Below are 20,855 nucleotides of genomic sequence, written 5' to 3'. Positions count from 1 at the left end.
GAGGACACCGACATGAAAGCACTGCAAGGCAAGACGGGCTGGGCGCTGCTGCTGGCGGCCGCCATCGCGTTCCCGCTGGTGGTCCCGAACAGCTACTTCCTGACCGTGATGACGCTGGCGTTCATCACCGCCATCGCCACGCTCGGGCTGAACCTGCTGACCGGCTACACGGGCCAGCTCAACCTGGCGCACGGCGGCTTCATGGCCATCGGCGCCTATACGCTGGGCATCCTGACCGTTGACCACCAGCTGCCGTTCTGGCTGGCCTTCGCCCTGTCGGGCGTGGTCTGCATGGTGCTGGGTTACGGCGTGGGCGTGGTGTCGCTGCGCCTGAAGGGCCACTACTTCTCGATCTTCACGCTCTGCGTGGGCTACATCATCTACCTGATCATCGAGAAGTGGGAAGGGCTGACCCACGGCGCTGTGGGCCTGATCGGCATTCCGGTGCCGGCCGCGATCGGACCGATCGCGTTCGACAGCGTGCAGGCGCAGTACTACCTGGTGCTGTGCTTCCTGGCGATCGGCACGTTCGTGATGCACCGGATCGTGGGCTCGCTGCTGGGCCGCAGCTTCATGGCCGTGCGCAACAGCGACGCGCTGGCCGAGGCGCTGGGCATCAACCTGATGCGCACCAAGGTGCTGTCGTTTGTGCTGTCGGTGGCCTACGCCGGATTCGCCGGCGCGCTCTATGCCGGCCAGGTGCGCTTTCTGGGGCCGGACATCGCCCGCACCGACATCACCTTCGACATGGTGATGTCGATGCTGGTCGGCGGCACCGGCACGCTGCTCGGGCCGCTGCTGGGCGCCGTGCTGGTGCCGTGGGTCACGCAGACCCTGCAATTCCTGCAAGACTACCGCATGCTGGTATTCGGCCCGGTGCTGATCCTGCTGATCATCTTCGTGCCCGATGGCATCGTGGGATCGTTCCTCAAGCGCCAGGCCCGTCGCGCCGCCGCGCAGCGCCGTGGCCAGCTGGCCGCCGCACGGGCGGCACAGCCCGCCCCCGTCCCCACCACCCGCCCGGGAGCCGAGAATGCTTGAGATCCGCAACCTGACGAAGAAATTCGGCGGCCTGACCGCGGTGCACGATGTTTCCGTGACGTTCGAGACCGGCCATATCAATGCGATCATCGGCCCCAACGGCGCCGGCAAGACCACGTTTTTCAACCTGATCGCGGGCACGCATGCGCCGTCGTCGGGCCAGATCCTCATCCGGGGCCAGGACGTGGCCGGCCAGCGCGCCGACCAGATCGCCCGGCTGGGCGTGGCGCGGACGTTCCAGGCGACGTCGCTGTTCGATCGCGCCACGGTGCTGGACAACCTGATCGTCGGCCACCGCCTGCGCACGAAGTCGGGCCTGGCTGACGTGCTGCTGAACTCGCGCCGCCTGCGCGACGAAGAAAAGCTGTGCCGCGAGAAGGCGGAGGCGGCGCTCGACTTTGTCGGCTTGTCGCACCTGGCACACGAAGTGGCCGCCGATATCACGCAGGAAGCCCGCAAGCGCGTGGCCTTTGCCCTGGCGCTGGCCACCGACCCCGACCTGCTGCTGCTCGACGAACCGGCCGGCGGCGTGAACCCCGAGGAAACCGTCGGCCTGGCGGAGCTGATCCACAAGATGGTGCGCCATGGCAAGACGGTCTGCCTGATCGAACACAAGATGGACATGATCATGCGGCTGGCCGACAAGATCATGGTGCTCAACTATGGCGAAAAGATCGCCGAGGGCACGCCCGCGCAGATCCAGCAGGACCCGCGCGTCATCGAAGCCTATCTGGGAGCCGACCATGTTGCAGCTTGAACGTGTCTCGCTGTCGTACGGCAGCTTCCGCGCGCTGGACAACATCACGCTGCACGCCAGGGCAGGCGAGCTGGTGGTGCTGCTGGGCGCCAACGGCGCCGGCAAGAGCTCGATCTTCCTGGCGATGAGCGGCATCCACCGTACCAGCGGCGGCAGCATGCGCTTCGACGGACGCGAGCTGGGCGGCATGAAGCCGTCGCAGATCGTGCAGGCCGGGCTGGTGCATTGCCCCGAGGGCCGCAAGCTGTTCCCGGCCATGAGCGTCGAGAAGAACCTGACGCTGGGCGCCTACGTGCATCGGCGCGACCGCAGCGGCATCCGCACCACGCTGGAAGAGGTCTACGAGATGTTCCCGATCCTGCGCCAGAAGAAGGACGACCCGGCCGGCTCGCTGTCCGGGGGACAGCAGCAGATGGTGGCACTGGGCCGCGCGCTGATGGGCCGCCCCCGCGCGCTGCTGCTCGACGAACCGTCGCTGGGGCTGGCGCCGCTGGTGGTCAAGCAGATGTTCGAAGTGATCCAGCGCATCAACCGGGCCGGCACGACGGTGCTGCTGGCGGAACAGAACGCCTACGCGGCGCTTGGCATCGCCCATCGCGCCTATGTCATCGAAAGCGGCCGCATCGTGATGGAAGGCGACCGCGACGCGCTGCTGAAGGACGAAGGGATACGCAAGGCGTATATCAGCGGGTAGGGTTGATGTTCTCCCCTCTCCCGCCTGCGGGAGAGGGGCGGGGGAGAGGGCGAGCGTTTCGCCACAGGATGCGCCTCGACATTCCACAGGCCTGCCCTCTCCCCCAACCCCTCTCCCGCGCGCGGGAGAGGGGAGCGAAAGGCGTAAACGAAAAGCGTAAACAATAGAATCCAAAGGAGACAACACATGCAACAGAAGACATTGGGTCGTTTCTTCGCGCTGGCCACCTGCGCAGCCGCCGCCATCGTCGCCGCGTCGCCCGCTCAGGCGCAGGAAGTGGTCAAGATCGGCTACACGGGTCCGCTGTCCGGTGGCGCCGCGCTCTATGGCAAGAACGTGCTGTCCGGCATCCAGATGGCCGTGGATGAAATCAACGCGGCCGGCCTGCAGGTGGCCGGCAAGAAGGTGAAGCTCGAAGTGGTGGCGCTGGACGACAAGTACGCGCCGGCGGAAGCCGCCATCAACGCGCGCCGGCTGGTGCAGCAGCACAAGACGCCGGCGGTGTTCGTGCCGCACTCGGGCGGCATCTTCGCGCTGCAGGCATTCAACGAGCAGGAGAAATTCCTGGTCATGGCCTATTCGAGCGTGCCGCGCATCACCGACGCCGGCAACAAGCTCACGATCCGCATCCCCCCGGCCTACACCGGCTATATCGAGCCGTTCGTGAAGGCCCAGATGAAACGCTACGGCAAGAATGTGGCCATGGTGCCGGCCGATCACGACTACGCCAAGGCCTGGGTGCAGGCATTCGTACCGGCCTGGGAAGGTGCCGGCGGCAAGGTGGTGGGCAACAATCCGATGTCGTACACCAAGGCCACGGACTTCTACACCGGCGTGTCGCGCGCCATCGCCGACAAACCCGACGTGATGTTCGTGGGCGGCCCGTCCGAGCCTACCGCGCTGGTGGTCAAGCAGGCCCGCGAACTGGGCTTCAAGGGCGGCTTCATCATCATGGACCAGGCCAAGATGGACGAGATGGCCAAGGTCACGAACGGCCTGGCCATGCTGGAAGGCTCGATCGGCGTGATGCCGCTGGTCAACGACGCCCGTCCGGCCGCGCAGGCCTACAACGCCCGGTACAAGAAGCTGCACGACGGCCGCGATGCCACCACGGAGATGTCGCTGAACTACACGATGACCTGGGCGCTGGCCAACGCGATGAAGCTGGCCGGCACCACCACCGACGCCGCGGCAATCCGCGCCAAGATGCCCGACGCGGTGAAGGCGCTGCCCAAGGAAGTGAATCCGAACGAGGTGGATGGCATCGACGCCAAGGGCGGCTCGGTGGCCGATACCGTGGTGGGCTGGGTCCAGAAGGGCAAGATCGAGCCGGTGCGCCTGTCGGAACTGGCCAAGTAAGGACGCAGCAGCACCAGAAGGAAGAGAGAGAGAGAGAGAGGCGGAGGGCGCTGTACCCCGCTGGCGGGCATGCCAGCACTGATGTAGCAGTCTAAAAAAGAAAGCGTAAGTGGAGAGAAACGAAGGGCGTCCGGCACAACCGGACGCCCTTTGTCTTTGCCGCACCCGGCGATCAGCGCCGCTCGTCGTTACGCGCCTGCTGCTGCGCATGGCGGGCTTGTTCCTGCTGGGCCCGCTGTTGCTGCTGTTGCTGTTGCTGTTGCTGGCGTTGCTGTTCCTGGAACTGCCGCTGCCGTTCCTGCTGCTGGCGCTGCTGCTCCTGCGCCTGGCGCTGTTGCTCCTGTGCCTGGCGCTGTTGCTGCTGCATCTGTTGCTGCTGCTCCTGCGCGCGCCGCTGCTGCTCCTGCGCCTGGCGCTGCTGCTCCATCTGCTGGCGCTGCATGGCCTGTTGCCGCTGCTGCTCGAACTGCTGACGCTGCTGTTCCTGGAACTGACGCGCCTGGTCCAGCTGCTGGCGCTGCGCGGCCTGCTGACGTTGCTGCTCCATCTGCTGGCGCTGCTGTTCCTGGATCTGCCGCTGCTGCTGATCGCGCATCTGCGCCTGCCGCTGCATGTCCTGCTGCTGGCGTTCCTGTTGCGCCCGCTGCTGGTCGAACTGCCGCTGGCGCTCCTGCGCCTGCCGCTGGACGTCCTGCTGCTGACGCTCCTGTTGCGCGCGCTGCTGGTCGAACTGCTGCTGGCGCTCCTGCGCCTGCCGCTGGACGTCCTGCTGCTGGCGCTCCTGTTGCGCGCGCTGCTGGTCGAACTGCCGCTGGCGTTCCTGCGTCTGGCGCTGCATGTCCTGCTGCTGACGCTCCTGTTGCGCGCGCTGCTGGTCGAACTGCCGCTGGCGTTCCTGCGTCTGGCGTTGCATGTCCTGCTGCTGACGCTCCTGTTGCGCGCGCTGCTGGTCAAACTGCCGCTGGCGTTCCTGCGCCTGGCGCTGGACGTCCTGCTGCTGGCGCTCCTGCTGCCCGCGCTGCTGGTCGAATTGCTGCCGGCGCTGCGCATCCTGCGATTGCCGCTGCTGGTCCTGCATCTGCCGCTGTTGATCCTGCATCTGCCGCTGCAGCGCCTGTTGTTGCTGCCGCTGGTTGTCCGTGGACAGCCGCTGCTGGTCTTGCATCTGCCGTTGCTGGTCGTGCAACTGGCGCTGCTGGTCACGCTGCTGCTCGAACTGCTGGCGCTGGGCATCCGACACCCCGCTGCGCAGCCCGTCGGGTCGCTGCCCCGGCCCACGGCCTGCCTGCGCGGCCTGGCTCATGCGCACGTCCGGCTGCCAGGCCGGCCCCGGTTGCGGGCCGCGTCGCGCGTCGTCGCGACCCGGCTGAGCGGGCTGACCCTGACGGCGGTTATCTGCGCCGGCTGTCGGCCCGTGCCACGCCGGCCCGGCGCCGCCCGTCCCGCCCTCGCGGGCAAAACGGCGGGCCAGGTCGTCCACGCCGACGCGCCCAGGCGGGTGCGCGGCGATGGCTTGCCGTTCAAATCCCTGTCGCGCCATCGGCGGCAGACCCTGCGGCCGCGCGCCGCCGATCAGGCTGGCCTTCACCGGCGCCATGATCGGCCCGCCGCGCACTTCGCCCGCCGGCAGCTGGCGCCATTCGTCGCGATGGCTGCCGCGCGGTACGGGCCGACCCTCCACGAAATTGCGCGACGGCATACCCGTGATCGCGCCCGGCACATTGCGGTTTACCCAGCGGTCACGGTCGCCGCCGCGCATCCACGTGTCGTTCACCGGAAAATTGTTGATACGCGTGACATAGCGCGGACTGGCCCGGTACACGGGCCGGTAGACGTCGCGCGGCCCCAGCGGATACCAGGCCACGCCCGGACCGCCGCCGATGCGGACGCTGGTGCCGATGAAACCGACCACGGCCGGCGCGTAGCAGGGGCGCACCGCCACCGGCCCCGGCACCCAGCCCCAACGGCTGCCGAAGTGGGCCCAACGCCCGTAGTGCGACGGCGCAAAGCCCCACGGCGCGTCGTCGATCCAGGTCCAGCCCCACGGCGCCACCCATGCCCAGCGGCCCGTGCTGTAAGGCGCCCAGCCCGGCGCCACCTCGCGCGGAAACCACACGGCGCCATAGCCGGGGTCCTGCTGCCAGTCGCCGTAATCGTCCAGCGCGGTGTAGCCGGTCATGTCGGGCGGCACATAGCGCGCCGACGGCGACGCGTCTGCGCGGGCATCGCGCGCGGCGGTCCACTGGTCGAAGCTGTCGGGCGGCGGATAGTTGCCCGCGCCCGCGTCCGCCAGGTCGGTGCCGGCAAACCGCATGCGTTGCCCGCGACCGAGTTCGATCGATCGGGTGTCTCCATACAGCACGGCGCTCCCATGGCGCATCGACACAAGCGTGGACGTCCCGTCGGGCGACACGTCGATCCGGTAGTCGCCCGGCTCGCGCGGTACAAATGCCAGATTTGGCGTATCGACTTCCACCTGCTGGTCTGCCGGCAGCGCCCGCACGCGCAGTTGCAGCGTGCCCTGGGTCAGCTTTACCTGGGTGGCGCGGTCGTCGAGGTTCAGGATCGTCGCGGCAGTGCCCCCGCCCAGCCGCACCGCCGTGGTGCCGGCGTGCAGTTCGGCGCGGCCGCCCGGGTCCACCCAGAGCCGGTCGCCCGTCGTGATCGGCCGGTTCAACCCCACGGCCGCCCAATCGTCCGAGCCGGCTGGCGCGAAACTCAGCCCGCCGGCCATGTCGGTGACCGTGGCAATGCGCGATGGCGGGTCGGCCACCATCGCGGACGGATCGCCCAGTACGTTGGCATCGTTGGGGTCCTGCTGGATATAGCCGGGCGGCACACCCGGCGCGCCGGGGCTGTAGTCCTGTGCCCGGGCGTTCACCTGGACCAGGACGGCGGCGGCCAGACCGATGGCGGCTGGCACGAGCGTGAAGCGATGACGGGATTGCATATCGATTACCTGATTCCGGTGGGCCGTGCCGGCGACCTTGGCGGCAAGCACCCGCTGCCACCGTATATCGGATAACGGCGGAGCGTCGGGCCTGTGCACCGGACTTTGTAAGCACATATTTCCCCGCCGCCGCGCGCTGGCATGCGGGACAAAGGCGGATACAAGTCTTGCAGATGCAGGAAATAGGGGCCGGTCGGCGTGGCCCCCGGGGGACTAAGGCGACCGACAGGCGACCGACGCTGCATCGCAGCATCGGCGTGCGACGGCGCCACTCAGCGCGGCTGGTTGCGCAGGAAGTCGGTCAGGCGGTCGGCCGGCATCGGCCTGCCGTACAGATAACCCTGGGCTTCGATGCAGCCGTTGCGCAGCAGGAAGTCGCGCTGCTCGGCCGTTTCCACGCCCTCGGCCACCACGCCGATCCGCAGGCTCTGGCCGACATTGATGACCGAGCGCACGATGGCGGCGTCCACATTGTCGTGGGTGACGTTGCGGATGAAGGACTGGTCGATCTTGAGCCGATCCACCGGAAACGACTTCAGGAAGCTCAGCGACGCGTAGCCAGTGCCGAAATCGTCGCAGGTCAGCGTTACCCCGTCGCGGCGCAACGCCTGGAGCTGGTCGGACACCTCGTCGCCCTGTTGCAGCGCGATGGTCTCGGTAATCTCGATCTCCAGCCGGTCGGGCGGCAGTTCCAGCGCGCGCAGCACGTGGCGTACCTCGGTCAGCAGCCGGCTTTCGGCCAGCTGCGCCGCAAACAGGTTGATGGCGACGCGCGGCGCGTCGGGGAAGGTCAGCGACCACGCCCGTGCCTGCGCGCAGGCCGTGTGCAGCAGCCACATGCCCACGTCGGCGGCCACGCTGCTGGCGGCCAGCGCGTCGATGAACGCCGCCGGGGTCAGCAGGCCCAGCGTGGGATGACGCCAGCGCATCAGCGCCTCGGCGCCCACCACGCGGCCATCGCGCAAATCCACCTGCGGCTGGTAAAGCAATTCGAACTGGCGTTGGGCGTAGGCTTCGCGCAGGGCCTGGACGAGCGACAGGCGCGTCGTCACGTCGGCGCGCATCTGCGGCTTGAAGAAGCGGATGGTGCGGCCGCCGTCGTGCTTGGCCCGTGCCAGCGCCAGGCTGGCTGCCGCCAGCACGTCGGCCGTGGAATCGCCGCCGGCCGGCATCACGCAGGCGCCCAGGCTGGCCAGCACATGGTGGCGGTTGCCGCCCAGCTCATAGGGGGCGGACAGCATCGACAGGATGGCCGCGCTGACGTGGCGCACCAGCGTGGGATCGGAAATGGAGGTCAGCAGCACGCCAAACTCGTCGCCGCCCACCCGGCCGACCACGGCATCGCGCGGCGAGGCGTCGCGCAGGCGGCGGGCCACATGCTGAAGGATCGCGTCGCCTTCCAGGTGGCCGTGCATGTCATTGAAGGCGCGGAAATCGTCGACGCCCACCAGCAACAGGGCAAAGCGGGGCGTCGTCTCGCCATGCAGACGTGCTTCCACCCGCTTCAAGAATGCCTGGCGGACGACCACGCCGGTCAGCGGATCCAGATCCGCCGGCGGCAAGGCGCCAGTCACCTGTGCCTCCGACTTGGCCACCATCCCTGCCCTATCAGTTGTGATGAACATTTTCCCCGCTCAAGCTATCTGGCAAGTGTGACGAAAACTTTGAAAAAAGCAAGGGCTACAAATTGGCGCCGCCGCCGCGCAACGGCGCCGGCTGGCCGATAGCGGTCGGCGTTGAAATGACCCGGACGTTACAGTACCCTACGCCGCAAACGCCTACCACCCATTCGAGGGATACCCCTTATCCGAGTGTGGGCCCTGGCAGACCGCCCCCGCCAGTCCCGCCGGCCGCGGCCGTCCGCCCAACGAGAAATTCCATCGACCGTGAACCACTGGACCATCCGTACGCGCATCCTGGCAAGCTTCACCTTCATCCTGCTGGTCATGACCCTGATGAGCGTGACAGCCTACAACCGCCTGTCCGCCATCGAGCATGAAACCACGGTCATGCGCACGGACGCACTGCCCGGCCTGAACTACAGCGCCGGCATGCGCGGCGTCTGGGGCGAAATCTACGTGCTGGCCTGGCAGACCGTCACGGCGTCCGACCCAGCTCAGCGCGCCAGGCTGCTGTCCCAGACCGAGGACGCCACGCGCCGGCTGGACAAGCTGCAGAAGCTGTATGCCGATTCGATCCAGCGCGAAGAGGATAGAGCCCGTTTCAAGGCGTTCCTCGACGTTCGCGCAAGATACGAGCAGGCTGCCCAGCCTTATCTCGATCCCACGCGCTGGCGCGATACGGCGGCCGCCGAAGCCGCGCTGCGCGGCGGCGCCCATGACGTCTGGGCCGAAGGCCGCAAGACGCTGCAGGATCTGGTGGACGACAACGGCGCCGTCAGCGACCGGGCCGCCGCCGGCATCGTCGATTCGGTCAGCGCCGCCAAGACCAGCATCGAGGTGGCGCTGGCCATCGCCGTGCTGGCGGCCCTGGTCTGCGGCTATCTGCTGCTGCGGGCGATCACCGCCCCGATGCGTTCGATCGTGTCGCTGCTGGGCGCCATGCGTGGCGGCGACCTGCGCCAGCGCATGACACTGAACCGCCGCGACGAATTCCAGGCCGTGGAGGCCGGCTTCAACCAGATGGCCGGCGAGCTGACCTCGCTGGTCGGCCAGGCCCAGCGATCGGCCATCCAGGTCACGACCTCCGTCAACGAGATCGCCGCCACGGCCCGCCAGCAGCAGGCCACAGCCACCGAAACGGCCGCCACCACCACGCAGATCGGCGCCACGTCGCGCGAGATCGCGGCCACGTCGCGCGACCTGGTCCGCACCATGAACGAGGTGTCGCACGCGGCGGAACAGACCGCCGGACTGGCCGGTACCGGCCAGGTGGGGCTGTCGCGCATGGAAACCACCATGCACCACGTGATGGACGCCGCCGGATCGGTCAACGCCCGGCTGGCCACGCTCAACGAGAAGGCCGGCAATATCAACCAGGTGGTGACCACCATCGCCCGGGTCGCCGACCAGACCAACCTGCTGTCGCTGAACGCCGCGATCGAGGCCGAAAAAGCCGGCGAATACGGCCGCGGCTTCTCGGTGGTGGCCACCGAGATCCGCCGCCTGGCCGATCAGACCGCCGTGGCCACCTACGACATCGAGCAGATCGTGCGCGAGATCCAGTCGGCCGTGTCGGCCGGCGTGATGGGCATGGACAAGTTCTCCGAGGAAGTGCGGCGCGGCATGTCGGAGGTGACACAGGTGGGCGACCAGCTGTCGCAGATCATCGGCCAGGTGCAGTCGCTGGCCCCGCGCGTGCAGATGGTCAACGAAGGCATGCAGGCCCAGGCCGGCGGTGCCGAGCAGATCAACCAGGCGCTGATGCAGCTGTCCGAGGCGGCGCAGCAGACCGTGGAATCGCTGCGCCAGTCGAGCCAGGCCATCGACGAACTGACGCTGGTTGCCAACGAACTGCGCAGCGGCGTGTCGCGTTTCAAGGTCTGAGCGGCCCAGCCGCCCGCTCCCATGGCGCTCTTCCTGCTGTTTCGCATCGGCCCCGACTACTACGCGCTGGATAGCGCCGAAGTGGCCGAGGTCTTGCCGCTGACCGCCACCAAGCAGATTCCCGGGTCGCCCACGTGGGTCAGCGGGCTGATGACGCGGCGCGGGCAGACCGTGCCCGTGATCGACGTGACCGCGCTGGCGACCGGCGTGACAGCCGGCGCGCGCACCAGCACGCGCACCGTGCTGGTCCACTACCGGCGCCCCGGCGCGGCTGGCGACGCCACGCATCTGCTGGGGCTGCGGCTCGAATACGCCACCGATACCCTGCGCTGCGACCCGGCGTCGTTCGTCGACAGCGGCATCGACCCGGGCCCGGCGCGTTATCTTGGCCCCGTACGCCAGGACGCGCGCGGGCTCGTGCAATGGATTCGCGTGGCCAACCTGCTGCCCGACGCGGTACACACGCTGCTGTTTCCGGAGGCAAACCCCGCATGACGGATCTGCCGCATCCCCCCACGCAGATCGAAGCCCTGCTCAAGGAGCGCATCGGGCTGGACGCCGCCGCGATCGGGTCGGCCGTGATCGCCCGCGCGGTCGACGAGCGCCGGCAGGCCGTTGGCGCCGCGGACCCCGCCGCCTACTGGAACCTGCTGCACGCGGTGCCTGACGAACTGCAGGCGCTGATCGAAGCCGTAGTGGTCCCCGAAACCTGGTTCTTTCGCCATCGCGAAGCCCTGCTGGCGCTGGGCCGCTTTGCCGCGCACCGTGCGTTCGGCGACGGCGAGCGCCTGCTTCGCGTGCTGAGCCTGCCGTGCTCGACCGGGGAGGAACCGTACTCGATCGCCATGGCGCTGTTCGATGCGGGACTGCCGGCCGACCGCTTCCGTGTGGATGCGGTGGACGTCAGCGCCCGCGCCCTGGAACGCGCCCGCGCCGGCCTGTACGGCAGCAACGCCTTTCGCGGCGCGCCGCTCGATTTCCGCGACCGCTATTTCGCGCCCACGCCCACCGGCTACCAGTTGTCGGAAAAGGTCCGGGCGCAGGTGCGGCTGCTGCAGGGCAACCTGATGTCGCCCGGCCTGCTGGCCGACGAACCGCCTTACGACTTCGTGTTCTGCCGCAACCTGCTGATCTATTTCGATCTGGCCACGCAGCAGCAGACGGTGCAGACACTGCGGCGCCTGACCGCCACGCGCGGACTGATCTTCGTGGGGCCGGCCGAAGCCAGCCTGCTGACGCGCGATGGGCTGCCCGGCGCCGGCGTACCGCTTGCCTTCGCGTTCCATCCCGCGCCTGCTGCCACAGCCCCGGCTGCAAGGCCACAGTTGCCACGGCCACCGGCCTGGAAGCCTGCGGCCTCCATCCGGCACCCGGCGCTGGCTTCCGCCATGCCAGCGCCCCGGACCGCGCAAATGCCGACGACAGGCGTCACCGCCACAGCGCCGGCCGGCAACCCGCTGGCGGCGATCTCGGCCATGGCCGACCGGGGCGAACTCGATGCCGCCACGGCCGCGTGCCAGCAGTATCTGACCGGGCATGGATCGTCGCCAGACGGCTGGTGCCTGCTGGGCGTGCTGCACGACGCGGCCGGCCGGATCGCCGATGCGCATGCCGCCTATCGCAAGGCGGTGTATCTTGACCCGGCCCACGAAGAGGCGCTCTATCATCTGGCCGCCCTGCTCGACAGCGAGGGCGATGCCTCGGGCGCCCACCGGCTGCGCGAGCGCGCCCAGCGACATGCCCGACTGAGCCATGGCTGATTCGATCGTCCAACACGCCCCCCACACGCTGCCCGGCCTGGCTGCCGGCACCGTGGACGACTGCTGGCGCCGCATCGGCACCGGCGGCGACCGTTCCTGCCCGAAGCTCGACGTCCACCTGCGCTGCCGCAACTGCCCGGTCTATGCGCAGGCCGCCGTGACCGTGCTCGATTCGCTTTCGGCCGGCAGCCTGTGGGACAGCACCATCGACAATGCCGGCGCCCACGCCGCCACCGGCATCGATCGCGCCGCCGGCCAGTCGCTGCTGATCTTTCGCGTCGGTGACGAATGGCTGGCGCTGCCCACGGCCGCGCTCGGAGAGATCACGGCGCCCGTTCCCGTGCATTCGCTGCCGCACCGGCGCCATGCCGCCCTGATCGGCGTGGCCGCGGTACGCGGGGTGCTGCTGACCTGCGTATCGCTGGCGCTGCTGTTCGGCGCCCCCGAAGGCGCTGACCGGCAGGCCGCGCGCTGCCTGATCCTGGGCCAGGGCCGCAATGCCATCGCGCTGCCGGTGGCCGAGGTGGCGGGTGTCGAGCACGTGCCGCGTCACGTGCTGCTGCCGCTGCCCGCCACGCTGACGCGCGCTTCGTCGCGCTATACGCAGGCGCTGTTCGAACACGCCGGCCATAGCGTGGGGCTGCTCGATGCCGACCTGCTGCGCCAGGCCCTGTCGCGGAGCCTGGCATGAATCCCGAGCAATTGCGCGATGCCTCGATGCTGGACCTGTTCGCGCTCGAAGCAGACGCGCAGGCCGAGGTACTGAACACCGGCCTGCTGGCGCTCGAACGCGATCCCGCCGCCGCCTCGCATCTGGAAGCCTGCATGCGTGCCGCCCATTCGCTCAAGGGCGCGGCGCGGATCGTCGGGCTCGATGGCGGCGTGCGTGTGGCGCATGTCATGGAAGACTGCCTGGTCGCGGCCCAGCGCGGCGGCATCGTGCTGGCGCCCGCCCATATCGACGCCCTGCTGCAAGGCACCGACCTGCTTCAGCGCATTGGCCACCCGCACGGCGGCGACCTCGACTGGCCCGAAGGCGAGGGCCGGGCCGAGATCGACGCCTGGATCGCGCGGATGAGCCAGCTGCTTGACGGCGACGAAGCCCTGCCGCCCCCCGGCGCCACGTTGGTGCCGCCACCGCTGGCAGCACCTCCGCAAGACGCCGGACACACCGCCGCGCCGGCGGCCGACCCGGATCTTGCGTTGTCTCACGAAAGCGCGCAGGAACCGGCGGCCGGCGGCGGCACGCACGAGCGGATGCTGCGCGTCAATGCCGATCGCCTGGATCGACTGCTGGCGATGGCCGGCGAAGCCATGGTCGAATCGCACTGGCTGCGGCCGTTCGGCGGCTCCCTGCAGCAGGCGCGCCGCCAGCAGATGCGCGCGCTGCAGGCGCTCGATGGCGTGCAGGCGCTGCTGGACGCGCCCGAAGGCTCGGTGCCGCGCATGCGTGCCGCGCTGGCCGAGGTGCGCCAGCTGCTCGAAGACGGCCACGCCCAGTTGTCGCAGCGCGTGGACGAGTTCGACCAGTACGATCATCGCGCCAGCCGCCTGTCGCGCCGGATCTATGACACGGCGCTGTCGTGCCGCATGCGTCCGCTGTCGGACGGCATGACCGGATTTTCACGCATGGTCCGCGACCTGGGCCGTGCGCTGGGCAAGCATGTGCACCTGGAGCTGTCCGGCGAGCAGACACAGGTCGATCGCGACATCCTGGAACAGCTCGATGCGCCGCTGGCCCACCTGCTGCGCAATGCCGTGGACCATGGCATCGAGTCTCCCGACGCGCGGCGTGCCGCCGGCAAGCCCGAGGAAGGACGCATCACGCTGATGGCGCGCCACAACGCCGGCCGCCTGGTGATCGAGATCTTCGACGATGGCGCCGGCGTCGATCTCGATGCGCTGCGCGCGGCCATCGTGCGCCGTGGCCTGGCCCAGGCCGACACCGCCGCACGGCTGTCGCAGGCCGAGATGCTCGAATTCCTGCTGCTGCCCGGCTTCAGCCTGCGCGAGACGGTGTCCGAAGTGTCGGGCCGGGGCGTCGGGCTCGACGCTGTGCAAGACATGGTCCGCGGGGTGCGGGGCAGCCTGAAGCTGTCGCAGCAGCCCGGCAGCGGCCTGCACTTCCATCTGGAACTGCCGCTCACGCTGTCCGTCGTGCGCGCGCTGCTGGTGGAAATCTCCGGCGAGGCCTATGCCTTTCCGCTCGGGCTCGTGCATCGCGCCGTGGCCGTGCCGCGCGACGCCATCGAGCAGACCGAGCGGCATCAGCACTTTCGCCACGAAGGCCGTCCGGTGGGCCTGGTCAGCGCCGCGCAGATCCTGCAGCGCCCGGAGGCGCCGCGCGAGGGCGACACCACGCCCGTGGTGGTGATTGGCGAACAGGAGCGCGTCTACGGCATTGCCGTGGATCGCCTGCTGGGCGAACGTATGCTGGTGGTGCAGCCGCTGGCGCAGGCGCTGGGCAAGATCAAGGATATCGCGGCGGGCAGCCTGACCGACGACGGCACGCCGGTGCTGATCTTCGACGTCGAGGACATGCTGCGTTCGGTGGAAAAGCTCGTGTCCGAAGGCCGCATCGAGCGCGTACGCCAGTCGGCCGCCGACAAGGCCGTCGTGCGCAGCAAGCGCGTGCTGGTGATCGACGACTCGCTGACCGTACGCGAACTGGAGCGCAAGCTGCTGGCCGGGCGGGGCTACGACGTGAGCGTGGCTGTCGACGGCATGGATGGCTGGAATGTGCTGCGCGCCGAGGCGTTCGACCTGGTCATCACCGACGTCGACATGCCGCGCCTGGACGGCATCGAACTGGTGACGCGGATCCGCAGCGACCCGCGGCTGGCGCAGTTGCCGGTGATGATCGTGTCGTACAAGGACCGCGAGCAGGACCGCGAACGCGGCATGCAGGCCGGGGCGGACTATTATCTGGCCAAGGGCAGTTTCCATGACACCGCGCTGCTGGATGCCGTGCGGGACCTGATCGGCGAGGCACGCGCATGAAGATCGGCATTGTCAACGACTCCGCACTGGCCGTGGCCGCACTACGCCGCGCGCTGGCACTCGACCCATCGCTCGACATCGTCTGGGTCGCCGGCAACGGCGAGCAGGGCGTGCAGATGGCCGCCAGCCAGACGCCCGACCTGATCCTGATGGATCTGCTGATGCCGGTGATGGACGGCGTGGAAGCCACACGCCGCATCATGGCGGCCACGCCGTGCGCGATCGTGGTGGTGACGATGGACCTGGGGCGCAATGCCAACCAGGTGTTCGACGCCATGGGTCACGGCGCGATCGACGCCGTCGACACGCCAACGCTGACGCAGTCGGACGCCACGCTCGCCGCGGGCCCGCTGCTGCGCAAGATCCGCAATATCGGCCGCCTGCTGGCGGGCCGCACCCAGACGCCGCCGCCGCGGGCGGCAGCCGCATCGGCACCGGCCGCGCCACGGCTGGTGGCGATCGGGGCGTCGGCTGGCGGCCCGGCCGCGTTGGCCACGCTGCTGGGTGCCCTGCCCGCCGGGTTCGGCGCGGCGGTGGTGGCCGTGCAGCACGTGGACGAGGCCTTTGCGCAGGGCATGGCCGAATGGCTCGACGCGCAAAGCCCGCTGCCGGTGCGCATTGCGCGCGCCGGCGAAACGCCGCAGCCCGGCACCGTGCTGCTGGCCGGCACCAACGATCATCTGCGGCTGGTGGGCGGCACGCGGATGGCCTACACGCCCGAACCGGGCGACTATCTGTACCGCCCGTCGATCGACGTGTTCTTCGAAAGCGTGGTGGAGCACTGGCGCGGCGAGGCCGTGGGCGTGCTGCTGACCGGCATGGGGCGTGACGGCGCGCAGGGCCTGAAGGCCATGCGCGAGCGCGGCTTCCTGACCATCGCGCAGGACAAGGCCACCAGTGCCGTCTATGGCATGCCAAAGGCCGCCGCCACGCTGGGGGCGGCCAGCGAGATCCTGCCGTTGCCACGCATCGCACCCCGGCTGATCCGGGCCTTCGGCGGGCAGGAGACAACAAGAAACAAGGGGTAATGGAAATGCCTAGACTTGGGAATCCGGCCGATCCGTCGGCCGCCGGCAACGAATACCTGGCCATGGTGCTGCTGGTCGATGACCAGGCCATCATCGGCGAAGCCATCCGCCGCGCGCTGGCCGGCGAGACCGATATCGACTTCCACTATTGCGCCAACCCGGAGGAAGCGGTGGCCGTGGCCGAGCGCACGCAGCCGACCGTGATCCTGCAGGATCTGGTCATGCCCGGCACTGACGGGCTGACGCTGGTGCGCCGCTATCGCCAGAACGCCGGTACGCGCGATATTCCGATCATCGTGCTGTCCACCAAGGAAGAGCCCACGATGAAGAGCGCGGCGTTTGCCGCCGGGGCCAACGACTACCTGGTCAAGCTCCCCGACACCATCGAACTGGTGGCACGCATCCGCTATCACTCGCGCTCGTACCTGAACCTGCTGCAGCGCGACGAGGCCTACCGCGCGCTGCGCCAGAGTCAGCAGCAACTGCTGGAGACCAACCTGGAGCTGCAGCGCCTGACCAATTCCGACGGCCTGACCGGGCTGTCCAACCGGCGTTATTTCGATGAATACCTGGGCGCCGAGTGGAAGCGCGCCCAGCGCGAACAGACGCAGCTGGCGCTGCTGATGATCGACGTCGATGCCTTCAAGGCCTACAACGACACCTACGGGCACGTGGCGGGCGACGAAGTGCTGCGCCGCGTGGCCACCGTGATCCGCGACAACTGCGCCCGGCCGGCGGATCTGCCCGCGCGCTTTGGCGGCGAGGAGTTCTCGATGATCCTGCCGGCCACATCGCCCGGCGGCGCACGCCTGCTGGCCGAGAAGGTGCGCCGGTCGATCGAGACGCTGCGCATCGCGCACAGCGGATCTCCCACCAGCGGCTTCGTGACGGTCAGCATCGGCGGTGCGGTGATCGTGCCCGACAGCGACGGCAACTTCAGCCGGCTGGTCGAGGCGGCCGATACCGGTCTGTACCAGGCCAAGCGCAATGGCCGCAACCAGGTGGTGATGGTGTAGCGACCCGGCGCGGCGGCGGGCAAGGGGCGCGCGTGCGGGCATGGCACGCATTCTGCAGAACAAACGGTTTCCCCATACGTCATGGAACGCAAAGGAGGCGCCGTCATGCCCGATCAGTCCCCACCAAAGCCAACATCAGCGACGACCGTGCCTACGGGCCAGACCACGCCCCAGCACTCCGGCGACAATCCCAGCCAGGACCGCGCATCCGGCAGCAATCAGGACGGCACCTACGAGAAAGCCGTGGCTGACCGGCTTTCCGGCCGCCCCGAGCGGCTGGGATCGCCCAGCGTCGGCAACGTCGTATCGAATGCCGGCAAGACGCTGACCACCAACCAGGGCCTGCAGATTCCCGAGGATGACGACTCGCTGAAGCTCGGTTTGCGGGGCCCCACGCTGCTGGAAGATTTCCACCTGCGTGAAAAGATTACGCACTTCGACCACGAACGCATCCCCGAGCGGGTGGTCCATGCGCGCGGTGCGGCAGCGCACGGCTATTTCGAGCTGACCGAGTCCATCGAGGACTACACGACGGCCGAACTGTTCACCCGCGTCGGAGAAAAGACGCCGGTCTTCGTGCGGTTCTCGACGGTGGCTGGCTCGCGCGGCTCCGCCGACCTGGCGCGCGACGTGCGCGGCTTTGCCACCAAGTTCTATACACGCCAGGGCAACTTCGACCTGGTGGGCAACAACATCCCCGTATTCTTCATCCAGGACGGCATCAAGTTTCCGGACTTCGTGCATTCGGTGAAGCCGGAGCCGCATAACGAGATTCCGCAGGCGGCGTCGGCCCATGACACGTTCTGGGATTTTGTCTCGCTGCAGCCCGAATCGATGCACATGGTGCTATGGACGATGTCGGGCCGCGCCATTCCGCGCAGCTTCCGCACCATGGAGGGCTTTGGCGTCCACACGTTCCGGCTCATCAATGCCCGGGGCGACGCCACGCTGGTCAAGTATCACTGGAAACCCGTGTGCGGCGCCCATTCGCTGATCTGGGACGAGGCGCTGAAGATCAATGGCAAGGACCCCGACTTCCACCGGCGCGACCTCTGGGAATCGATCGAGATGGGCCAGTACCCCGAATACGAGTTCGGCGTGCAGCTGGTGCCCGAGACCGACATGCTCAAGCTGGGCTTCGACCTGCAGGACCCGACCAAGATCATCCCCGAGGAACTGGTGCCCGTGAAGCGCATCGGGCGGATGGTGCTGAACCGCAACCCGGACAACTTCTTCGCCGAGACCGAACAGGTGGCGTTTCACCCGGGGCATCTGCTGCCCGGCATGGACTTCACCAACGATCCGCTGCTGCAGGCGCGCCTGTTTTCGTACATCGACACGCAGATCACCCGGCTGGGCGGTCCCAACTTCCACGAGCTGCCGATCAATCGCCCGCTATGCCCGGTCCACAACAACCAGCGCGACGGGTTCATGCGGCAGACGGTGGTGCAGGGCAAGGAAAGCTATCAGCCAAACTCGGTCAGCGGCGGCTGCCCGTTCCTGGCCGGCGACAAGGACGCGTACCGCCACTATCCGGCGCCGGCCGAAGATGGCGCGGTCAAGGCGCGCGTGCGCAGCAATACGTTTGCCGATCACTTCTCGCAGGCCAACCTGTTCTGGCGCAGCCAGTCCGACGTGGAAAAGCAGCAGATCATTGACGCCTACAGCTTCGAGCTGTCCAAGGTGCAGGACCCGGCCATCCGCTCGCGCGTGGTGGGGCAGATCGTGCATATCGCGCAGGAGCTGGCGGACGGCGTGGCGCTGCAGCTGGGCATCGCCGTGGAGCCGGTCGGGCCGGCGGTGCAGATCAACGACTATGGCGTGCAGACATCGCCTGCGCTGAGCCTCGACGCGCAACCCAAGGGCGACATCACCGGCCGCAAGATCGCGGTGCTGGTCAACGACGGCGTGGACGATGCCGCGATCCAGTCGCTGCAATCGCTGGCCGAAGGGCTGCGCGCCAGCGCGAAGATCGTCGGCCCGCGCGCCAGCAGCGTGACCACGGCAGGCGGCGCCGCGCTGCCGGTGGACTATGCACTGGCGTCCGTCGGCTCGGTGCTGTTCGATGCGGTCTACGTGCCAGACGGCAAGAACCCGCCGGCCGATCCCGATCCGCGCGCGCTGCTGTTCGTCAGCGAGGCCTACAAGCACTTCAAAGCGGTGGGTGCCGGCGGTAGCGGCGCAATGCTGGTGGCCGAAGCCGCGCGGCGCGCCGGCATACAGGGCGGCTTTGCGGGGCCTGGCCTGGTGATCGGCAAAAGCGAGGATGCCAAGACCCATCAGGCGTTTCTCGACGCGGTGGGCCAGCACCGCTGGTGGCAACGGCCCGATGCGATGAAGATTCCGGCGTAGGCGGTGCGGCTGACCGGCCGGCGCTGCATCCGGCCTGGTCAGCCTCTATGCGCGGCGTCCAGATGGGCCAGGCGAGCGGCTTGGCGCAGGCTCGCCACAATCTTGTCGAGCGCCGCGTCGCGCGCCTCTGACGATCGCTGGCGCAAGGCGAACGAGGGGTGGTACGTCACGACCACCAGCATGTCGTCGCACGCAACAGGCGCGCGCATCAGTTCCGACAGCGTCACGCGCTTCCGGTGCAATACCGACCCGGCGGCGGTAGCGCCCAGCGCCACGATGGTCTTGGGGCGCACCTGCGCGATTTCCCGTTCCAGCCACAGGTGGCAGGCCTCGACTTCAAGCTGCCCAGGCGTCTTGTGCATGCGGCGCTTGCCGCGCAGTTCGAACTTGAAATGCTTGACGGCATTGGTCACGTAGACGGCGCTGCGCAGCACGCCGGCCCGCGCCAACGCCTCGTCCAGCAGGCGCCCCGCGGGCCCGACAAAGGCTTCGCCCTGGAGGTCCTCGTCGTTGCCGGGCTGCTCGCCGACCAGCATCAGCGGCGCGTGCGCAGGACCCTTGCCCGGCACGGCCTGGGTGGCGTCGTGCCAGAGGTCGCAGCGCCGACAGGCATTCAGGTGCGCCGCATCGGCAATCGGGATGTCTCGCTTCGCCGCCATGCGCAGGCCCGTATCGTCAGCTCAGGTTCAGGGTTCGCTCCGAGGGCTCCGTGGATGCCGATGGCCCGGACGCGGCACCGTTATCGACCCCGCCGTCGCGGCGGTCGTGGAGATCGTCGCGACGCTGCACGCGGATGCGGTTTTCGACGTCCTGCACCCCGAACACATCATCGGCGATATCCTCGATCAGGCGCTTTTCATAGCGGTCCTCGACCATGCCCGACAGGGTCACGACGCCGGCCGCCACCTCGACCGACACCTCTGACACGTCGACGCCATCGTGCAGGGTCAGCCGCTCGCAGATTTCGTCACGGATCAGGTCGTCGGCGCGCTGGTAGTTTTTCGGGCCGGCATGGCGCGCCGCGCCGATACGCGCGGAATTGACCGGTTGCGTGGGATGCGCGCGGTAGCCGGGATCGCCGGGATACACGCGCTGGGCACCGTTGAATGACTGGCCACCGCTGTCGCTGTTGCCAAAGTAGCCGGCACCGCCATAGCCGGGTTCGTCCTGGCGCTGGTCGCGGTCGCGGTGCGCCTTCGCACGCCAGCTCTCGGCGCCGGACGACGCACGGGACTCGCGGCGCTGCGGGCCGGTATCGCGTGCCGCATCGCGCGTGGCTTCGTCACCGGCAGGGTCATGCCTGTGTCGGCGCAAAAAGTCGAACATGATCCGCTCCTCATGGTTGCCGATATCGTGGCTGGCGCAAGAAGCGTGCCGTGGGCCCTGGAGCCT

The 20,855-nt window shown here is 68.5% G+C and carries 16 protein-coding genes; 12 read left to right on the top strand and 4 right to left on the bottom strand.

Annotated features, from left to right (window positions below; all coding sequences use genetic code 11):
• The first annotated feature begins 12 nt into the window (after nucleotides 1-12).
• From AC24R4_RS08925 to AC24R4_RS08910, 4 genes are all read left to right on the top strand, one after another.
• On the top strand, nucleotides 13-1,041 hold the full coding sequence (locus AC24R4_RS08925) for a branched-chain amino acid ABC transporter permease (RefSeq protein WP_400395849.1): 1,029 nt from the start codon (nucleotides 13-15) through the stop codon (nucleotides 1,039-1,041).
• Nucleotides 1,034-1,798 carry an ABC transporter ATP-binding protein gene (locus AC24R4_RS08920; protein ID WP_400395851.1) on the top strand — a complete coding sequence of 255 codons (765 nt, stop codon included), beginning with the start codon at nucleotides 1,034-1,036 and terminating at the stop codon, nucleotides 1,796-1,798. Before AC24R4_RS08925 ends, AC24R4_RS08920 begins: the two co-directional genes overlap by 8 nt.
• The gene (locus tag AC24R4_RS08915) at nucleotides 1,785-2,492 is read left to right on the top strand and encodes an ABC transporter ATP-binding protein (RefSeq protein WP_400395852.1); all 708 of its coding nucleotides are present in this window, start codon (nucleotides 1,785-1,787) and stop codon (nucleotides 2,490-2,492) included. The genes AC24R4_RS08920 and AC24R4_RS08915 overlap by 14 nt, the downstream gene beginning before the upstream one ends.
• Nucleotides 2,493-2,678: 186 nt before the next feature.
• Nucleotides 2,679-3,851, top strand: coding sequence for an ABC transporter substrate-binding protein (locus tag AC24R4_RS08910; protein WP_400396357.1), 1,173 nt, complete (start codon nucleotides 2,679-2,681; stop codon nucleotides 3,849-3,851).
• Between the two features lie 172 nt (nucleotides 3,852-4,023).
• Here the strand turns inward: AC24R4_RS08910 and AC24R4_RS08905 are convergent, their stop codons facing one another.
• Nucleotides 4,024-6,801: a DUF6600 domain-containing protein gene (locus tag AC24R4_RS08905; protein ID WP_487522769.1), complete on the bottom strand. Its 2,778-nt coding sequence runs from the start codon at nucleotides 6,799-6,801 to the stop codon at nucleotides 4,024-4,026.
• A 272-nt stretch (nucleotides 6,802-7,073) separates the two neighbouring features.
• A complete protein-coding gene (locus tag AC24R4_RS08900) occupies nucleotides 7,074-8,399 on the bottom strand; it encodes a putative bifunctional diguanylate cyclase/phosphodiesterase (protein ID WP_400395650.1) in 1,326 nt (441 codons plus the stop codon).
• A gap of 288 nt (nucleotides 8,400-8,687) precedes the next feature.
• On the opposite strand from AC24R4_RS08900, the gene AC24R4_RS08895 reads away from it, so the two are divergent.
• The 8 genes from AC24R4_RS08895 to AC24R4_RS08860 all read left to right on the top strand — a co-directional run bounded on the left by AC24R4_RS08895 (nucleotide 8,688) and on the right by AC24R4_RS08860 (nucleotide 19,463).
• Nucleotides 8,688-10,307 carry a methyl-accepting chemotaxis protein gene (locus AC24R4_RS08895; protein WP_400395652.1) on the top strand — a complete coding sequence of 540 codons (1,620 nt, stop codon included), beginning with the start codon at nucleotides 8,688-8,690 and terminating at the stop codon, nucleotides 10,305-10,307.
• A gap of 21 nt (nucleotides 10,308-10,328) precedes the next feature.
• On the top strand, nucleotides 10,329-10,802 hold the full coding sequence (locus AC24R4_RS08890; RefSeq protein ID WP_487522768.1) for a chemotaxis protein CheW: 474 nt from the start codon (nucleotides 10,329-10,331) through the stop codon (nucleotides 10,800-10,802).
• The gene (locus AC24R4_RS08885; RefSeq protein WP_487522767.1) at nucleotides 10,799-12,067 is read left to right on the top strand and encodes a CheR family methyltransferase; all 1,269 of its coding nucleotides are present in this window, start codon (nucleotides 10,799-10,801) and stop codon (nucleotides 12,065-12,067) included. The genes AC24R4_RS08890 and AC24R4_RS08885 overlap by 4 nt, the downstream gene beginning before the upstream one ends.
• Nucleotides 12,060-12,758 (top strand): chemotaxis protein CheW, encoded by a 699-nt coding sequence (locus AC24R4_RS08880; protein WP_487522766.1) that lies wholly within the window; start codon nucleotides 12,060-12,062, stop codon nucleotides 12,756-12,758. The genes AC24R4_RS08885 and AC24R4_RS08880 overlap by 8 nt, the downstream gene beginning before the upstream one ends.
• The gene (locus AC24R4_RS08875; protein ID WP_487522765.1) at nucleotides 12,755-15,067 is read left to right on the top strand and encodes a hybrid sensor histidine kinase/response regulator; all 2,313 of its coding nucleotides are present in this window, start codon (nucleotides 12,755-12,757) and stop codon (nucleotides 15,065-15,067) included. The genes AC24R4_RS08880 and AC24R4_RS08875 overlap by 4 nt, the downstream gene beginning before the upstream one ends.
• Nucleotides 15,064-16,095, top strand: a complete 1,032-nt coding sequence (gene cheB / locus AC24R4_RS08870) for a chemotaxis response regulator protein-glutamate methylesterase (RefSeq protein ID WP_400395875.1) — start codon at nucleotides 15,064-15,066, stop codon at nucleotides 16,093-16,095. The genes AC24R4_RS08875 and cheB overlap by 4 nt, the downstream gene beginning before the upstream one ends.
• 5 nt (nucleotides 16,096-16,100) lie before the next feature.
• Nucleotides 16,101-17,111, top strand: a complete 1,011-nt coding sequence (locus tag AC24R4_RS08865) for a diguanylate cyclase (RefSeq protein WP_487522764.1) — start codon at nucleotides 16,101-16,103, stop codon at nucleotides 17,109-17,111.
• Nucleotides 17,112-17,216: 105 nt separating this feature from the next.
• Nucleotides 17,217-19,463: a catalase gene (locus AC24R4_RS08860; RefSeq protein WP_487522763.1), complete on the top strand. Its 2,247-nt coding sequence runs from the start codon at nucleotides 17,217-17,219 to the stop codon at nucleotides 19,461-19,463.
• Between the two features lie 38 nt (nucleotides 19,464-19,501).
• Here the strand turns inward: AC24R4_RS08860 and AC24R4_RS08855 are convergent, their stop codons facing one another.
• Together AC24R4_RS08855 and AC24R4_RS08850 are read right to left on the bottom strand one after the other, a co-directional pair.
• Nucleotides 19,502-20,122, bottom strand: coding sequence for a UdgX family uracil-DNA binding protein (locus tag AC24R4_RS08855; RefSeq protein ID WP_487522762.1), 621 nt, complete (start codon nucleotides 20,120-20,122; stop codon nucleotides 19,502-19,504).
• Between the two features lie 16 nt (nucleotides 20,123-20,138).
• A complete protein-coding gene (locus AC24R4_RS08850; RefSeq protein ID WP_487522761.1) occupies nucleotides 20,139-20,789 on the bottom strand; it encodes a BON domain-containing protein in 651 nt (216 codons plus the stop codon).
• Nucleotides 20,790-20,855 lie beyond the last annotated feature (66 nt).

Source organism: Cupriavidus sp. CER-90, from assembly GCF_057652055.1.
The sequence above is the reverse complement of the archived record's forward strand: the minus strand, read 5'-3'. Positions and strand labels throughout refer to the sequence as shown.

What these genes read in the sequence shown, in the direction of transcription:
- AC24R4_RS08905 (WP_487522769.1), bottom strand. Translation starts at nt 6,801, where the DNA reads ATGCAATCCCGTCATCGCTTCACGCTCGTGCCAGCCGCCATCGGTCTG.
- AC24R4_RS08915 (WP_400395852.1), top strand. Translation starts at nt 1,785, where the DNA reads ATGTTGCAGCTTGAACGTGTCTCGCTGTCGTACGGCAGCTTCCGCGCG.
- AC24R4_RS08860 (WP_487522763.1), top strand. Translation starts at nt 17,217, where the DNA reads ATGCCCGATCAGTCCCCACCAAAGCCAACATCAGCGACGACCGTGCCT.
- AC24R4_RS08855 (WP_487522762.1), bottom strand. Translation starts at nt 20,122, where the DNA reads ATGGCGGCGAAGCGAGACATCCCGATTGCCGATGCGGCGCACCTGAAT.
- AC24R4_RS08880 (WP_487522766.1), top strand. Translation starts at nt 12,060, where the DNA reads ATGGCTGATTCGATCGTCCAACACGCCCCCCACACGCTGCCCGGCCTG.
- AC24R4_RS08850 (WP_487522761.1), bottom strand. Translation starts at nt 20,789, where the DNA reads ATGTTCGACTTTTTGCGCCGACACAGGCATGACCCTGCCGGTGACGAA.
- cheB (WP_400395875.1), top strand. Translation starts at nt 15,064, where the DNA reads ATGAAGATCGGCATTGTCAACGACTCCGCACTGGCCGTGGCCGCACTA.
- AC24R4_RS08885 (WP_487522767.1), top strand. Translation starts at nt 10,799, where the DNA reads ATGACGGATCTGCCGCATCCCCCCACGCAGATCGAAGCCCTGCTCAAG.
- AC24R4_RS08900 (WP_400395650.1), bottom strand. Translation starts at nt 8,399, where the DNA reads ATGGTGGCCAAGTCGGAGGCACAGGTGACTGGCGCCTTGCCGCCGGCG.
- AC24R4_RS08925 (WP_400395849.1), top strand. Translation starts at nt 13, where the DNA reads ATGAAAGCACTGCAAGGCAAGACGGGCTGGGCGCTGCTGCTGGCGGCC.
- AC24R4_RS08865 (WP_487522764.1), top strand. Translation starts at nt 16,101, where the DNA reads ATGCCTAGACTTGGGAATCCGGCCGATCCGTCGGCCGCCGGCAACGAA.
- AC24R4_RS08920 (WP_400395851.1), top strand. Translation starts at nt 1,034, where the DNA reads ATGCTTGAGATCCGCAACCTGACGAAGAAATTCGGCGGCCTGACCGCG.
- AC24R4_RS08875 (WP_487522765.1), top strand. Translation starts at nt 12,755, where the DNA reads ATGAATCCCGAGCAATTGCGCGATGCCTCGATGCTGGACCTGTTCGCG.
- AC24R4_RS08910 (WP_400396357.1), top strand. Translation starts at nt 2,679, where the DNA reads ATGCAACAGAAGACATTGGGTCGTTTCTTCGCGCTGGCCACCTGCGCA.
- AC24R4_RS08890 (WP_487522768.1), top strand. Translation starts at nt 10,329, where the DNA reads ATGGCGCTCTTCCTGCTGTTTCGCATCGGCCCCGACTACTACGCGCTG.